Source organism: Candidatus Pantoea carbekii (genome assembly GCF_000971765.1).
Taxonomy (GTDB): Bacteria; Pseudomonadota; Gammaproteobacteria; order Enterobacterales; family Enterobacteriaceae; genus Pantoea_A; species Pantoea_A carbekii.
Genome location: NZ_CP010907.1, coordinates 765,967 through 779,902, shown reverse-complemented (window position 1 = coordinate 779,902; position 13,936 = coordinate 765,967). Strand labels below are relative to the sequence as shown.

Here is a 13,936-nt window from a genome sequence, read left to right as displayed (position 1 = left end):
CGATTTTGAACAAAATATCGGACATAATTTTTTAAAACAACAAATAAGATTAATATGTTAATATAACTAAATTATAATTAATTTAACAAAGACACGGTAAAAAATTGTTTATAACATACCCGATATATCAATAACACATTGAATTTTAAAATTTTAAAATGAATATTTCATGCAATATAGAAAAGAATTATGACTAAAAATATTCATTGTAATTTTATTACTCATTAATTAAACGATAAAAATTGTATTTCAAAATTTCTTGTTCTGAGATCTTTTGAATAAAATTAACGTTTATCATAACTTCATTTATTTAATCTTTTAAAAACCTATTCAAATTAACCTGACTTTAAAATTGATATTTAACAACAGATGAATTATTTTGATTTTTTGTAAATAAAACAGCAAATTTAAATTTGCTATCTTTATATGTAAATTATTTAATACTGCATGAAATGCATCATTAGTTTTAACTTTATTATCAAACCACTATCTATTTACTTTATAATCTTATGATGTAGCCGTATGAATGCCTCATCATTTATTCTCTAGGGGAAAAGTATATGATCATCGTTACAGGTGGTGCGGGTATGATCGGTAGTAATATTATTAAAGCATTAAACGATCTTGGTTATAATGATATTTTAGTCGTTGATGATCTAAAAGATGGCACTAAATTTGCGAATCTTGTGGATATGAACATAGAAGATTATATAAACAAACAAGAATTTATGGATAATATTTTAGCAAGCAAAAATTTTAATCAAATTGAAGTAGTATTTCATCAAGGAGCTTGTTCAAAGACCACGGAATGGGATGGAAATTACATGATGAATAATAACTACGAATATTCCAAAAATATATTGCATTTTTGCATCAATGCCAAAATTCCGTTTATATATGCCTCTTCTGCAGCTATATATGGTAACCGTAAAGAAAATTTTATTGAAAAACGTCAATATGAAAAACCAATAAATATATACGGTTATTCAAAAATGCTATTCGATCATTATGTACGTCGCATATTACCGAAAGTCTATTCACCAATATGTGGTTTACGTTACTTTAATGTTTACGGACCACGAGAAGAACATAAAAGAAACATGGCAAGCATTATCTTCCATCTTAATACTCAAATTAAAAAAGGAGAGGATCTAAAATTATTTGCAGGTAGCAATAATTTTCGTCGTGATTTTATTTATGTTAATGATGTAGTATCAGTAAATCTATGGTGTTGGGAAAACCATATTTCTGGTATTTACAACTGCGGAACTGGTTGTGCAGTATCTTTCCAAGAAATAGCCCAATTAATATTAAAATCCCATAATAAAAAAAATAGTATCAAAATCATTCCTTTTCCAGTGAATCTTCAAGGACATTATCAACAATTTACACAGGCTAATCTAAGAAATTTGCGTCAAATAGGTTATACTAAACCATTTAAGAAAGTAGCGGAAGGTATAAATACATATATAACTTATCTCAACAATCAATAAGAAATACATTCTATATGATAAATATTCTAGTGATTGGACCTTCGTGGATTGGTGATATGATGATGTCACATAGCCTTTATCGTACAATTAAATCTCAATATCCTGAAGCAGTAATTGACGTGATGGCACCAGATTGGTGTCGATCGTTGTTATTACGAATGCCAGAGGTCAATAAAGGACTATTGCTACCCTTTAAGCATGGAGAGCTAGCATTAAAAAAACGATTTTATTTAGGTAAATTTTTACAAAAAAATGGTCTTTATGATCGTGCTTATATATTACCCAATTCTTTTAAGTCAGCCTTAGTGCCATTTTTTGCTAAGATTAAGCGAAGAATTGGTTGGCGTGGTGAAATGCGTTACGGTTTATTAAATGATATACGTGTTTTAGATAAATCTAAATTTCCATTAATGGTTGAACGTTACATAGCATTAGCATATGATCAACCTGTTCATTCCTCGAATTTATTACCCAAACCATTATTATGGCCAAGGTTAAAAGTTGAAGAAAATGAAAAACGTCTTTTAATGCAGCAGTTCATATTGCCAAGCGACAAACTTATAATCGGATTTTGTCCAGGTGCAGAATTTGGTCCAGCAAAATGTTGGCCGTATTATTACTATGCATTATTAGCAGAGCAGCTAATTTATGAAGGTTATCAAGTAATACTATTAGGTGCAAAAAAGGAAAGAAAAATAGGTCAAGCAATTATACAAACACTATCAAACACAACTCATAGCCATTGCAGTAATTTAATAGGCCATACAAAACTTGAAGAGGCGGTAATTCTGATATCACTATGTACTGCAATAGTTAGTAATGATTCAGGTCTAATGCATATTGCTGCAGCGCTTAATTGTCCTATAGTAGCTTTATATGGACCCAGTAGTCCTAATTTTACTCCGCCTTTATCTAATAAAACACGTATTATTCATCTCAGCAGTCATTATGATAACATACGCACAGGTAATACTAAAGACGGCTATCATCAAAGTATGATTAATATCTTGCCTAAACTTGTATATCAGGAATTAAATACCCTTTTATATTCTATAAAATAAACAACATGTACGTATTAATTGTAAAAACTTCTTCTATGGGCGATATATTACATACATTGCCAGCACTTACTGATGCAATAAGAGCAATTCCTGAAATTTGTTTTGATTGGGTAGTTGAGGAAAATTTTGCTCAAATACCTACTTGGCACCCATCAGTAAATAAAGTAAAACGCGTGGCAATTAGACGATGGCGAGAACACTGGTTCGGTACTCAACAACGTAAAGAACGCATGTATTTTAAACGAGATTTACAATCTTATCAGTATGATAAGATTATTGATGCTCAAGGATTGATCAAAAGTGCTATACTAGTAACACGTTTAGCAAAAGGTGAAAAACATGGACAAGATATTAAAAGTGCACGTGAACCTTTTGCTAGCTGGTGGTACGATCAATGTCATTCAATTAATAAAAAACAACATGCTGTAGAACGTACACGTGAGCTCTTTGCCAAAAGTCTTGGATATTCTAAACCAATTACAAAAGGAGAGTACGCAATTTCTAGAAATTCCTTTTTCCAACTACCACATGACGCTTATGAATATCTATTATTTTTACATTCTACTACACATGATAATAAACATTGGCCAGAATTTTACTGGCGTCAATTGATTCAGAAAATCAAGCCTACTAATTTAAAAATAAAATTATTATGGAAAACAGAACTTGAATATCAGCGTGTAAGACGCTTGTCAGAAGGATTTAAGCATGTCACTATCTTACCTCAGCTCACATTAGAAAAAATCGCAGAACAAATAGTCGGTGCACGTGCAATCGTATCTGTAGATACAGGTTTAAGTCATTTAGCAGCAGCTTTAGATCGACCTAATATAACTTTATATGGCCCAACAGATCCTCAATTAATTGGTGGATATGGTAGGAATCAAATAGCACTGATTTCGTCTACTTATAACCTTAATGATCTAAAAGTAAATCATGTGTTATCTCATATACAATCAATATTAATCAATTCATAAAAATTTATGGGTTACGTTTTAATGTATTTATTATTATTTCCTTTTCAAAAAATATTTAATCTTTTTAAGAAAACCACGGGAAAAAATTTAATAATCCAAACTGCAAAAATCGGTGATTTTATTAATGTTACTCCTATGTTGCATGCTTTAGGACATTCAGACATAATAATGAGTAAAATTATAGAACCATTAGTACTTCATGATGATAAAATATTGCACTATTATATAATAGAAGAAGTTAAAAACAATTTTTTTAAAAAAATGATTCTGTTATTTAAAATAATGAATCAGTATGATAATGTTTATCTTGTACAGCCTAATACTATAAACCTTTTTCTTGCCTCACTCTGTAATGCACCAAATAAACAGTTTTTAAAAACATATATAAATAAAATTCATCATAAACTTTTCTATAGTAGTGCTACAGGAATAGTAATACATACTAAGACAGACTTGACAATCAACAGCTATCTAAAACTAATTAATCGGAATTTTCGGTATACAGACTTTCCTAAACATGCCACTTCACCTTTACATTTTCCTACAGTACCTCCTGATGTGCTATCCGTACAATTTAAAGGAATAAAAATTGGTATTAGTATTTCAGCAGGGAACAAAGCAAAGACTATTCCTGCTTCGACTTGGTTTCAACTTATTGATTCATTAAGTTGTTTATCGTATAACTTTTATATATTCGGTGTTTCGGAAGATCAAAACTATTTAGATGATTTATTAAAGTTAACAGGTAATCAAAGTAATCTTATCAGTCTGATTGGTCAATTAAGTTTAGAGGATGTACCATGGGCTATTTCTAAAATGGATTTTTATATCTCTTCTGATTCAGGAAATGCTTATATTGCTGACGCGCAAAAAATTCCAATTATTATGTTTTACGGTTGCTGTGAGATTCAAGAACAACGGCCCCTTCACAACGTTCTTTTGATTGATCCTCTCAATGATATCCCAGCTTCTACTTTTGTTTTCGATACATGCTTTAAGTTCGCACAACCGGCAGAATGCTTATTTGGTCTAAATAAAAATAATATACTACAAATCAAAACTTTTATAGAAAAAAACGTTAATGAAAAATTAACGTAAAACTTAAGGAGTTACTATAACTATTACTTAATTAACGCATAATTCTAAAAATTAAAAATAATAAATTTATTATTATAATTTATTTTATTAAAAAATTATCTAAAAAATCTATATTATAGAGGTAATAAATAATTAGACTTCGTTAAATGTTATGAATGTTACTGTAAGTAATCTAATTTTCTATTTTTAATATTTATTATTTATTTTTTAAATCTTCTTATTTTATAAAACATAATAATCGTATCGATGCTTTCAATAGCAATTGCATCTAATAAATTCATATTAATGATTTAGAAAATAAATTCTGTTGATTTAAGTATTTGAAAAAATAAATATAATATGTTTTTACATGAATAATTTAATTAAACTGAATATTATATGATGTAATATCAATTTTTACCATCTAGAAAATTGTTTCTGTGGCTTTAAGAGGCTCTTTGGATGAACAAATTACGTTTAGCAATTGTGAGACAGCAGTATAGATTAGATGGAGGTGCAGAGCGATTTATTTCACGTACTCTACAAGCACTTAGAAATGAAAAAATAAATTTTAATATCATTACGCGTAAATGGAAAAACACAAACTTATATCCATTGTTAAACTTACATATTTGCAATCCAATTAAACTTGGACGGCTATCACGCGAATATGGGTTTGCATGCGCTGCACGAAAATGCTGGGAACGTGAAAAATTCGATATTGTACAAAGTCATGAACGTATTGCTGGATGTGATATCTTTCGTGCAGGAGATGGTGTACATCGCGTCTGGCTTGAAGAAAGAGCACGTATTAGTAGAACTTCATGGAAACAATTTAATACATACTTAAGTCCTTATCATCATTATGTTCTTCAAGCTGAAAAACACTTGTTTAATGCACCATCACTAAAAGCAGTGATTTGTAATTCAAATATGGTTAAAAAAAACATTTTGCGTTTTTTTTCATTAAATGCTGAAAAAATTCATGTCATTTATAATCCTATCGATAGTGAAAAATTTCAACCGGCTATGGAAATAACACGTTATCGTTCACGTCAAATATTAAATCTTCCACTAAATTCTACTGTAATGATTTATGTTGGTTCAGGGTTTGAACGTAAAGGTTTAAAAGTAGCCATTGAAGCCATTTCGAACAGCGATAGATATTTAATAATAGTAGGACAGGATAAAAATTTTTCTTTTTATCAACAATTAGCAAATCAACTTCATTGTTTGGCTCGTCTACGTTTTGTAGGCATACAACAAGATGTACGACCATTTTATCATGCGGCAGATGCGCTACTATTACCTACATTTTATGATCCTTTTCCGAACGTTGTATTAGAAGCAATGGCTTGCGGTTTAGCAATTATTACCAGCACTAACTGCGGAGGTGCAGAGCTTATCAACATTGGTCAAGAAGGCTTTGTTTGTAATACATTCGACATTAAATCTTTAAACGAAGCAATATTAGCGACACCATCACGTACAGATAATTCTACAATGGGTGATGCAGCACGTCAAAAAATTCAATTTTTAACACCAGAGCGATTTGCTAAATTACTAAGCTCGCTTTACCAAAAAGTTATTAATGTTTGATTGAAAATCATTATTAATAGATATTTATCTTTATTTGAGAAAAATTGATTTAAATACATGATAGAAATCACCCTCAACTATGCATAATAATTATATGGCAAATTTATATACAATTTTACTTTATTTAATACAACCCCTAATATGCTTACGTTTGTGGATACGCGGTAGAAAAAATCCAGCTTACCGAAAACGTTGGGCTGAACGATACGGATATTGTTATGGAAAAGTAAAACCATATGGCATTGTATTACATTGTGTTTCAGTAGGAGAAATTATTGCTGCCGTTCCTTTAATCAATGCGCTTCGTTGCTATTATCCAATTCTACCGATTACTGTAACTACTATGACTCCCACTGGATCGGAAAACACGAAAGCAAAATTTGGTAATAATGTATATCATGTGTATTTACCATATGATATACCCTGTGCTATCAAACGTTTTCTTGATATTATAAAACCAAAATTAATGATTATTATGGAAACAGAGTTATGGCCGAATATCATTCGTATTCTACATCAGCGTCATATTCCATTAATAATTGCTAATGCGCGTCTTTCTGAACGGTCAGCAAAATCTTATAAAAAAATTGGCAATTTTATGTGCACACTTTTACAACATATTACACTTGTTGCTGCACAAAGTACCGAAGATGGTGAACGTTTTCTCAGTCTTGGTTTAAAAGAATCCCATCTAGCCATCACTGGAAACATCAAATTTGATATCTCGTTAACATCTCAACTAACAATAGCAGCATTGACATTACGACGTCAGTGGGCTCCCGATCGTCCTGTATGGATTGCAAGTAGCACACATAAAGGCGAAGAGAATATTGTTTTAAATGTACATCGTCGTTTATTAAAATATTTTCCAAAACTTTTACTTATTTTAGTACCGCGTCACGCTGAACGATTTCAAGATGTATGTAATTTAGTATCTAAACTTGGTTTAATGTTTACATTGCGTAGCAGCGGAGACATTCCTTCTAGTACTACAAAAGTGGTTATTGGAAATACTATGGGCGAATTAATGTTATTATACGGTATAGCGGATCTTGCTTTTATTGGTGGCAGTTTAGTTGCACATGGCGGACATAATCCGCTAGAAGCTGCTGTGCATACTATCCCTATCTTAACAGGACCGCATACATGGAATTTTAAAGATATATGCAATAAATTACAAAAAGCTCAAGGACTAATTAATGTAGAAGACGAATTTTCTCTAGAAAAAGAAATTATTAGTTTATTAAATAGTAAATATGCTCGTGAAAACTATGGACATAATGCAGTAAAAGTACTACATCAAAATCAGGGAGCATTAAATGATCTTATTTATTTGCTAAAACCATATTTACCTCTCCGATCTAAATAACTTATGTTACAACGTCAAAGCCTCTCTATAGTCATTATCACTAAAAATGAATCTGAACTGCTAACTGAAACGCTAGATTCTGTTTATTGGGCAGATGAAATCATTTTACTTGATTCTGGTAGTAGCGATGCTACTATTAAAATAGCAAGTAAATATGGTGTACAAATCTATGAATCAAAAAATTGGATGGGATTTGGCAAACAACGTCAACTTGCTCAATCCTTTTCTACAGGTGATATGATCCTAATGCTTGATGCTGATGAACGGATAACGCCCGAATTACGTCATATGATTCAAAAAATACTAGAAGAACCTGCTTCAGAAAAAGTTTATAGTTTTAAACGCAGTAATCTATTTCTTGGACGTTTTATGCGCTACAGTGGTTGGTATCCTGATCGTGTGATACGATTATATCCACGTAAACTATGCTATAACGAAAATTTGGTGCATGAATCATTAAATACGCAAGGTGCACCTATAATAGCCCTTTCGGGTGAATTGAAACACCTTACTTGTCGTGATATCATAGTCTTTCAGCATAAACAGTTAAATTATGCTCAAGCATGGGCGGAAGGACAATTTCAACGTGGTCGATCCTGTAGCATATTTTCTATTTTTACTCATACGATAAGCGGGTTTTTAAAAACGATATTGCTGCAACGTGCCTTTCTTGATGGTAAATACGGGTGGATTTTAGCAGTAGTGAAGGCACAATACACTTTTAATAAATACTTAGCGCTCTGGGCTCTACATAATACTTCAAGATCATAAGGATTTGATTTATGATCAATAAGGCAATTTATTGCGGGACTTTTGATCCTATTACTCTTGGCCATTTGGATATTATCATACGGGCGGGGAAATTATTTAATAATATTGTGATAGCAATTGCAGATAATTCGGATAAAAATCCATTATTTAGTCTTGATGAACGTGTAAATTTAGCATGTGAAGCTACAAAACATTTATCCAATGTTCATGTAGTTGGTTTTAGCGGCCTAATTACAAATTTTGCTAAAAAACAAAACGCTAATATTCTAATTCGTGGACTGCGTACAACATTAGATTTAGAATATGAATTGCAATTAGCACATATGAATCGTTATTTACTACCAAACCTTGAAAGCATTTTTTTGATGGCTTCAGAAAAACTTTCATTCATTTCTTCTTCTCTTGTTAAAGAGGTAGCACAATATGCTGGTAATGTGCAAAATTTACTACCTGCTATAGTACATCAAGCAATTATAAAAAAATACGAGTAATTAATACTACTTAATTTTAACTTCTTTATAAGTTACATGCTTACGTAAAATCGGATCGAATTTTTTAAGTTCTAGTTTTTCTGACACACTACGTTTATTTTTCGTAGTCGTATAAAAGTGACCCGTTCCAGAAGAGGAAAGAAGTTTAACTTTCTCTCGAATACTTTTAGTAGCCATACTTAAAATGTCCTAAGTAATTTTATTATTTAGACATATTGTCATGGATTGTGGACAAAATTATATCTATGCCTGTTTTATCAATAATTCGCATTCCTTTAGCTGATACACGCAAGATAATAAAGCGTTTTTTTGATTCTACCCAAAAACGATGATAATGTAGATTTGGCAAAAAACGACGCTTAGTTGCGTTCATGGAATGCGAACGATTATTACCAGTCATTGGACGTTTTCCGGTTATCTGACAGACTCGTGACATCTTCATTATACTCCATTGCTAATATATAAATAAAATATAGTTAATATTCTAGTCTTTTAAATACATCTAAATGTAATTTTGCTGCGATATTAATTCAAATAATTAGGTGAAGTTAATCTAATGTTAAATTTACTTAAATTAAATTGATTTGAATATTATTTATGAGTAATGCATTTATATGCAATTGATATTTAAATAGTGTTTATTCGTATCGTTTTTAAATTTTAATCATTACAGAAATCCACACAACTCATTGGTTAAATATCATACATAAATAAAAAGACTAGTTTAGCAGAAAAGTATTAATTTAATTTAACAGTATAGCATGATTGAGTTATAATTGTATGCATTAATGATACCATATGTCAATATATAATTGCATTTTTTAAAAATCTTGTTTTCGATTACCTATATAAAATATTTCAGATAAAGAAAATTTTAAAATTGTATGATAAATTAGTGAGATTAATTATATCTGAAGCAAAGTATTTCAATTAAGGTGAAATGTGATGGGATTGACTGGAAAAAAAATCCTGCTAGGAATTGGTGGAGGTATTGCAGCCTACAAAGTACCAGAATTAGTGCGTCGATTACGAGAACAGAATGCGAAGGTACGTATAATAATGACTGATTCTGCTAAATCGTTTATTACTCCTCTTAGTCTACAAGTATTATCAGGACATTTAGTATGTGATGATTCACTGAATCCTAATAGACAACAAAAAGCAATAGAGCATATTGAATTAGCAAAATGGGCTGATTTAATTGTAGTCGTCCCTGCTACTGCTGATCTAATTTCACGCATAACTACAGGAAGAGCTAATGATCTTATAACTATTACATGTCTTGCTAGTAAAATGCCGATTGCCATTGTTCCTGCGATGAATCAACAAATGTATCATGCAATAATCACACAAGAAAATCTGAAACACCTACAGCAGCGTGGTATGCTAGTTTGGGGACCAGCTACAGGGAATCAAGCATGTGGTGATATAGGTTTTGGACGCATGCTTGAACCAATGGATATTCTAGCATATATAGTTTCATGGTTTCAGCCTATTAAAAATCTGCAACATCTTCACATTATGATTACTGCTGGTCCCACCCATGAAGCATTGGATCCTATACGATATATTAGTAATTACAGCTCAGGCAAAATGGGATTTGCTATTGCTGCAGCCGCAGCAAGATGCGGAGCACAAGTTACACTGATTAGTGGTCCCGTAATACTTCAAACGCCTAATGGTGTTCGTCGTATAAATGTTGATAGTGCATTAGAAATGCAAGCGGCGGTGATGAAAGACATTCATCAACAACATATTTTTATTGCTAATGCAGCTGTAGCAGACTATCGTGCAGAACATATTGAAATAAAAAAAATAAAAAAGCAGATTAACGATGATAATTTTATATTACGATTAATTAAAAACCCTGATATTGTTGCAGATGTAGCAGCTCTTAAGAAAAATCGCCCTTTTGTAGTTGGATTTGCTGTGGAAACACAGAATACAAAAGAGAATGCAAAGCAAAAATTACTGCTGAAAAATTTAGATCTAATCTGCGCTAATGATATAAAACAGCTAGGAAAGAGATTCAACAGCGATACAAACTCAATTCATCTTTTATGGCAAGAGGGAGAAAAATTTTTACCGCTTAATAACAAAGTATATCTTGGTCAACAATTAATAGATGAGATCATAACTCATTATGATGAAAAAAATCAACATAAAAATTATTGACAAACGTATCGGAAACGAATTTCCAATGCCAACTTATATAACTTCTGGCTCAGCTGGATTAGATTTATGTGCCTGTTTGGATAATACTCTAGAAATTGCTTCAGGTATGACTACGTTAGTGCCAACGGGTTTTGCTATTCATATTGAAGATCCAAATCTAATGGCAGTTATTATACCACGTTCGGGTTTAGGACATCAACACGGTATTGTTCTAGGAAATTTAGTTGGTCTAATTGATTCTGATTATCAAGGACAACTCATGATTTCAGTATGGAATAGAAGTCAAGAAAATTTTCATGTTCACCCAGGTAACCGATTGGCACAGCTTGTCTTTTTACCTGTTGTGCAGGTTGAATTTAATTTAGTAGAACATTTTGAAACTATTAGCGAAAGAGCTATCAATGGATTTGGTCATTCTGGTTATAAATAAAAAAAATTTGTTTTGTTATACTTAGTTTACATCAGAAAACTGATTGACTAATTAAGAGATATTGAGGTAGTAAATTAAGCATTATAATTGCTGCCATTTCTTAACCAAATGATTTTAAAAAATATTTACCTATAATGAAAATATTTAAATCAACAAAGTGCTATGTTATAAATTGCACCATTAGGCTAGGCATAAGGAGTATTTTCTAGTGGCTTATATTTTATATAAAATAAAGTATAGTATAAAAATAGTACATTTATTGACAATAAGTCAAACAGAATACTTGTCATGGTATGCGCGTAGATTAAAAAGATCATCCGTCATATGTTCTTGTTTCTCTAAATAATCAATTACTTGATTCAGCGTAGTAATTGCGATTACCTTGCATCTGTAATCGCGTTCTATTTGTTGCATTGCGGAAATTTCACCATATCCACGTTCCTGACGATCTAAGGAAATCAGAACAGCGCTCAATGTAGCACCATATGAATTGATGACATCAACCGATTCACGGATTGCTTTACCGGAAGTAATTACATCATCTACCAATAATATTTTCCCATTTAATGAACTACCAACTAGAACACCACCTTCACCGTGATCTTTAAATTCCTTGCGATTAAAACAATAAGGGACATTATAGTTATAGTAATTAGACAGTGCTATCGCAGTAGTAAGCACTATTGGGATGCCTTTATAAGCTGGGCCAAATAGTAAATCAAAGTTGATGTTATTATCCATTATAGCTTTTGCGTAAAAGTATCCCAGCTGCGCTATATCACGACCCATATTAAATAAACCTGTATTAAAAAAATATGGACTTTTACGGTTAGATTTTAAGGTAAAATCACCAAACTTTAGTGCTCCTTTACTGTAAATAAACTCAATAAATTGATGTTTGTAATTTTGCATTTTATCCCTTATGATGTTTTAAAACATAGAAAAATTTTTCTATTTTAATAATATTATTTTCCTTATAAAATTCTTTCGCAATAATCAGTAATATATCATATACATAATAAATATAATTTTTATATTTTTAATAATCTGATATTCTCAGAGATTTATTGGATATGCTGATTTATTTATCATATCGCTATATTATTTTTAATAAAATACAAAAAATGCTTTTTTACTTAGAAATTTGAAAAGTATTTTTAATTATATATAATAAATTCACAGCATGGTAACTGTAATGCAAAAGTAATCTTATAAAATAACATTCATACGCTTTAGTGTATACATTTAATACTTTTTAATTAGTTTAAATAAATTTATTGACGTTGTAGATATATGGGTGACATCTAAATTACTAAGAATTAACATGGATTGATTACTTCATTTTCATGAATCACATAAACTTATGACGAAATTGTAAATGGTAAAGATAGTTGAAAATGAAATTTTCATTTTTTTATTATACAATCTTACTTAATTTATTTCTGATATGTATTTGAAGTAAAATTATTTTATAATCAAAGCAATATACTTAATTAATATAATTATTAATTTAAATTTTTCAAAGATGCTTATTAGGAGTAATAAATTTATGGTCAGTAGTATGACCTCATATGCACTTCATGAAATTAAAGGTATTTGGGGAACTGCTACCTGGGAGTTACGTTCTGTAAATCAGCGTTACCTAGAAATTTCTATCCGTCTTCCAGAACAATTTCGCCATTTGGAACCTATAATTCGTGATCGTATTCGTAATCGTTTAGTGCGTGGTAAAATAGAATGTACTCTACGTTTTGATACTTATCCCATTGCACGTTATCAATTAAAATTGAATGAACCGTTAGCAAACCAACTTTTAGAAGCTACAAAATGGCTTCAAATGCGTAGCAAAGATGGCATTGTAAATTTATTAGATATTCTACGCTGGCCAGATGTAATGTCAGCTCAAAAACATAATATTGATAATATTAATACGGAATTAATAACAACATTTGATAATGTATTAACTGATTATATTACTGCTCGAAAAAATGAAGGTGCCGAACTAAAAATTCTAATCAAAAAACGATTAGAAACTATTAGACAAGAAGTAAAAAAAATACGCAAGCAAATGCCAGAAATTCTCAAATCACAATATGAACGTCTTTGTTCTAAGTTAGAAGAAGTGAAGATGCAATTAGATACGCATCGCTTAGAACAAGAAATAGTAATGCTAGCACAGCGAATTGATTTAACAGAAGAATTAGATCGTATTGATATACACGTAAAAGAAACTTTTAAAATTTTAGAAAAAAAAGAGGCGATTGGTCGACGTCTCGATTTTATAATGCAAGAATTTAGCCGAGAGTCAAATACTTTAGCTTCAAAATCAAATAATGTTGATGTAACTTCTTCTGCTATTGAAATAAAAGTATTAATTGAGCAAATGCGCGAACAGATACAAAACATCGAATAACTAAAAATATTTACTATAATTAATCTTAATGACTTTGTTCAATAATTAAGATTACATAATTAGTAATTAATTCTATTAAC

Annotated in this window: 14 protein-coding genes; 11 read left to right on the top strand and 3 right to left on the bottom strand. The window is 30.7% G+C overall.

Translation table 11 applies throughout. The features are described from left to right. The first annotated feature begins 560 nt into the window (after positions 1-560). The 8 genes from rfaD (at position 561) to coaD (ending at position 8,838) form a co-directional block, all read left to right on the top strand. Entirely contained in the window at positions 561-1,493 is a 933-nt protein-coding gene (gene rfaD, locus BMSBPS_RS02795) for an ADP-glyceromanno-heptose 6-epimerase (RefSeq protein WP_046201155.1), read from the top strand. Between the two features lie 17 nt (positions 1,494-1,510). After that, positions 1,511-2,554, top strand: a complete 1,044-nt coding sequence (gene waaF / locus BMSBPS_RS02790) for a lipopolysaccharide heptosyltransferase II (protein ID WP_046201215.1) — start codon at positions 1,511-1,513, stop codon at positions 2,552-2,554. A gap of 5 nt (positions 2,555-2,559) precedes the next feature. Further along, entirely contained in the window at positions 2,560-3,531 is a 972-nt protein-coding gene (rfaC, locus tag BMSBPS_RS02785; RefSeq protein WP_022564082.1) for a lipopolysaccharide heptosyltransferase RfaC, read from the top strand. A gap of 21 nt (positions 3,532-3,552) precedes the next feature. Next, positions 3,553-4,629: a glycosyltransferase family 9 protein gene (locus BMSBPS_RS02780; RefSeq protein ID WP_235375450.1), complete on the top strand. Its 1,077-nt coding sequence runs from the start codon at positions 3,553-3,555 to the stop codon at positions 4,627-4,629. Between the two features lie 441 nt (positions 4,630-5,070). After that, positions 5,071-6,207 carry a glycosyltransferase family 4 protein gene (locus BMSBPS_RS02775; protein ID WP_022564080.1) on the top strand — a complete coding sequence of 379 codons (1,137 nt, stop codon included), beginning with the start codon at positions 5,071-5,073 and terminating at the stop codon, positions 6,205-6,207. Between the two features lie 94 nt (positions 6,208-6,301). Continuing rightward, complete coding sequence (waaA, locus tag BMSBPS_RS02770) at positions 6,302-7,576, top strand: lipid IV(A) 3-deoxy-D-manno-octulosonic acid transferase (protein ID WP_044169940.1); 1,275 nt, start codon at positions 6,302-6,304, stop codon at positions 7,574-7,576. A 3-nt stretch (positions 7,577-7,579) separates the two neighbouring features. Beyond that, the gene (locus tag BMSBPS_RS02765; RefSeq protein WP_022564078.1) at positions 7,580-8,347 is read left to right on the top strand and encodes a glycosyltransferase family 2 protein; all 768 of its coding nucleotides are present in this window, start codon (positions 7,580-7,582) and stop codon (positions 8,345-8,347) included. 11 nt (positions 8,348-8,358) lie between these two features. After that, entirely contained in the window at positions 8,359-8,838 is a 480-nt protein-coding gene (gene coaD, locus BMSBPS_RS02760; RefSeq protein ID WP_022564077.1) for a pantetheine-phosphate adenylyltransferase, read from the top strand. 6 nt (positions 8,839-8,844) lie between these two features. Here the strand turns inward: coaD and rpmG are convergent, their stop codons facing one another. Further along, positions 8,845-9,015 (bottom strand): 50S ribosomal protein L33, encoded by a 171-nt coding sequence (rpmG, locus tag BMSBPS_RS02755; RefSeq protein WP_022564076.1) that lies wholly within the window; start codon positions 9,013-9,015, stop codon positions 8,845-8,847. Between the two features lie 25 nt (positions 9,016-9,040). Further along, on the bottom strand, positions 9,041-9,274 hold the full coding sequence (rpmB, locus tag BMSBPS_RS02750; RefSeq protein WP_022564075.1) for a 50S ribosomal protein L28: 234 nt from the start codon (positions 9,272-9,274) through the stop codon (positions 9,041-9,043). 509 nt (positions 9,275-9,783) lie between these two features. On the opposite strand from rpmB, the gene coaBC reads away from it, so the two are divergent. After that, positions 9,784-11,013, top strand: coding sequence for a bifunctional phosphopantothenoylcysteine decarboxylase/phosphopantothenate--cysteine ligase CoaBC (coaBC, locus tag BMSBPS_RS02745; protein ID WP_022564074.1), 1,230 nt, complete (start codon positions 9,784-9,786; stop codon positions 11,011-11,013). Further along, complete coding sequence (gene dut, locus BMSBPS_RS02740; RefSeq protein WP_044169936.1) at positions 10,982-11,443, top strand: dUTP diphosphatase; 462 nt, start codon at positions 10,982-10,984, stop codon at positions 11,441-11,443. The genes coaBC and dut overlap by 32 nt, the downstream gene beginning before the upstream one ends. A 270-nt stretch (positions 11,444-11,713) precedes the next feature. Here dut and pyrE read toward each other — a convergent pair whose 3' ends face one another. Further along, positions 11,714-12,355 carry an orotate phosphoribosyltransferase gene (gene pyrE, locus BMSBPS_RS02735; protein ID WP_022564072.1) on the bottom strand — a complete coding sequence of 214 codons (642 nt, stop codon included), beginning with the start codon at positions 12,353-12,355 and terminating at the stop codon, positions 11,714-11,716. Between the two features lie 637 nt (positions 12,356-12,992). Here pyrE and BMSBPS_RS02730 point away from each other — a divergent pair. Beyond that, entirely contained in the window at positions 12,993-13,856 is an 864-nt protein-coding gene (locus tag BMSBPS_RS02730) for a YicC/YloC family endoribonuclease (RefSeq protein WP_022564071.1), read from the top strand. Positions 13,857-13,936: the final 80 nt, after the last annotated feature.

Coding starts and splice junctions, on each gene's coding strand:
- coaBC (WP_022564074.1), top strand. CDS start 9,784: ATGGGATTGACTGGAAAAAAAATCCTGCTAGGAATTGGTGGAGGTATT.
- dut (WP_044169936.1), top strand. CDS start 10,982: ATGATGAAAAAAATCAACATAAAAATTATTGACAAACGTATCGGAAAC.
- coaD (WP_022564077.1), top strand. CDS start 8,359: ATGATCAATAAGGCAATTTATTGCGGGACTTTTGATCCTATTACTCTT.
- BMSBPS_RS02730 (WP_022564071.1), top strand. CDS start 12,993: ATGGTCAGTAGTATGACCTCATATGCACTTCATGAAATTAAAGGTATT.
- BMSBPS_RS02765 (WP_022564078.1), top strand. CDS start 7,580: ATGTTACAACGTCAAAGCCTCTCTATAGTCATTATCACTAAAAATGAA.
- rfaD (WP_046201155.1), top strand. CDS start 561: ATGATCATCGTTACAGGTGGTGCGGGTATGATCGGTAGTAATATTATT.
- pyrE (WP_022564072.1), bottom strand. CDS start 12,355: ATGCAAAATTACAAACATCAATTTATTGAGTTTATTTACAGTAAAGGA.
- BMSBPS_RS02780 (WP_235375450.1), top strand. CDS start 3,553: ATGTATTTATTATTATTTCCTTTTCAAAAAATATTTAATCTTTTTAAG.
- waaA (WP_044169940.1), top strand. CDS start 6,302: ATGGCAAATTTATATACAATTTTACTTTATTTAATACAACCCCTAATA.
- BMSBPS_RS02775 (WP_022564080.1), top strand. CDS start 5,071: ATGAACAAATTACGTTTAGCAATTGTGAGACAGCAGTATAGATTAGAT.
- rpmB (WP_022564075.1), bottom strand. CDS start 9,274: ATGTCACGAGTCTGTCAGATAACCGGAAAACGTCCAATGACTGGTAAT.
- rpmG (WP_022564076.1), bottom strand. CDS start 9,015: ATGGCTACTAAAAGTATTCGAGAGAAAGTTAAACTTCTTTCCTCTTCT.
- rfaC (WP_022564082.1), top strand. CDS start 2,560: ATGTACGTATTAATTGTAAAAACTTCTTCTATGGGCGATATATTACAT.